This window comes from Planktotalea sp. (genome assembly GCF_049680325.1).
GTDB lineage: Bacteria > Pseudomonadota > Alphaproteobacteria > Rhodobacterales > Rhodobacteraceae > Planktotalea.
In genome coordinates, this window is the sequence record NZ_JBAUHO010000224.1 from 1 (window position 1) to 1620 (window position 1620).

Consider the following 1620-nt stretch of genomic DNA (forward strand, 5'->3'; position numbering starts at 1 on the left):
ACACAGTGCCGGGTCGCAAAGGTGACACCATTGTGGATGCTGATGAATACATCCGCCACGGCGCCACAATGGACGCGATGGCCAAACTGCGCCCTGCTTTCACCAAGGACGGCTCGGTCACAGCGGCAAATGCGTCGGGCCTGAACGATGGTGCAGCTGGTGCACTACTGATGAGCGCAGAGAATGCCGAAAAGCGCGGCATCGAGCCTTTGGCACGCATTGCATCCTACGCCACAGTAGGGCTTGACCCCACCATCATGGGCGCAGGTCCAATCTATGCCTCACGCAAGGCGTTGGAAAAAGCGGGCTGGAAGCCACAAGACCTTGATCTGGTTGAAGCCAACGAAGCCTTCGCCGCACAGGCCTGTGCCGTCAACAAGGACATGGGCTGGGATCCGGCGATTGTGAACGTCAACGGCGGCGCAATTGCCATCGGTCACCCGATCGGCGCGTCCGGTGCACGCATTCTCAACACGCTGTTGTTCGAAATGAAGCGCCGTGGCGCCAAAAAAGGTCTGGCAACTTTGTGCATTGGTGGCGGTATGGGTGTTGCCATGTGCCTCGAACGGCCATAAGAAAGACTGGGCGCGCAAGATAATTGCGCGCCCAACGCCACCACGGCAACAACATTACTATCGGGAGAATTTACATGTCGCGTGTCGCACTAGTTACCGGAGGCAGCCGCGGGATCGGCGCCGCTATTTCCAAAGAGCTCAAAGATAAAGGCTATACCGTCGCCGCGACCTACGCAGGCAACGATGAGGCCGCAGCAGCATTTACTGCTGAAACCGGCATCAAGACCTACAAATGGAACGTCGCAGATTACGAAAGCTCGAAGGCGGGCATCGCGCAGGTCGAATCCGATCTGGGTCCTGTTGAGGTTGTTGTGGCAAACGCAGGCATCACCCGGGACGCCCCTTTCCACAAGATGACGCCCGAGCAATGGCATGAGGTCATCGACACAAACCTCACAGGCGTGTTCAACACAGTCCACCCGATCTGGCCCGGCATGCGTGAGCGTAAATTCGGTCGCATCGTGGTAATCTCTTCGATCAACGGCCAGAAAGGCCAATTTGCCCAAGTGAACTATGCCGCAACCAAAGCAGGCGATCTGGGCATTGTGAAGTCGTTGGCCCAAGAAGGCGCACGCGCCAACATCACGGCCAATGCGATCTGCCCTGGCTACATCGGGACAGATATGGTGATGGCCGTGCCGGAAAAAGTACGCGAAAGCATCATCGCGCAAATCCCTGCAGGTCGCCTGGGTGAGCCTGAAGAGATTGCACGCGCAGTTGCTTTCCTCGTCTCTGACGATGCGGGCTTTATCAACGGCTCGACCATCTCGGCCAACGGCGCGCAGTTCTTCGTTTAAACACAAGTTAGCTTTAAATACTGCGGGGCCAGTGGAGCAATCCACTGGCCCCGCTTCATTCCGTAAGGCGTGTGCACGCCGCCAGCGGAAATGCTTACCAGCGCAGCGGTCCGCGCAGCCACACCAGAAAGTCTGCCATCATCTGCCCCCGCGCGGCGTGAGCGTTATTCATTGCAGTACGGGCTTCGGGGTTTGTTGTTGCTTCAAACATCGTAATTCTCCAAATCCGACCCTCTTCGGGTCAATGC

The 1620-nt window shown here is 57.4% G+C and carries 2 protein-coding genes; both read left to right on the top strand.

What is annotated here, in order from left to right:
* Positions 1-575 (top strand): acetyl-CoA C-acyltransferase (locus WBC85_RS10110; RefSeq protein ID WP_424436200.1); only part of this gene is annotated, 575 nt, incomplete at its 5' end.
* A 74-nt stretch (positions 576-649) separates the two neighbouring features.
* Positions 650-1372, top strand: coding sequence for an acetoacetyl-CoA reductase (gene phbB / locus WBC85_RS10115; protein ID WP_424436203.1), 723 nt, complete (start codon positions 650-652; stop codon positions 1370-1372).
* The last annotated feature ends 248 nt before the right edge of the window (positions 1373-1620 follow it).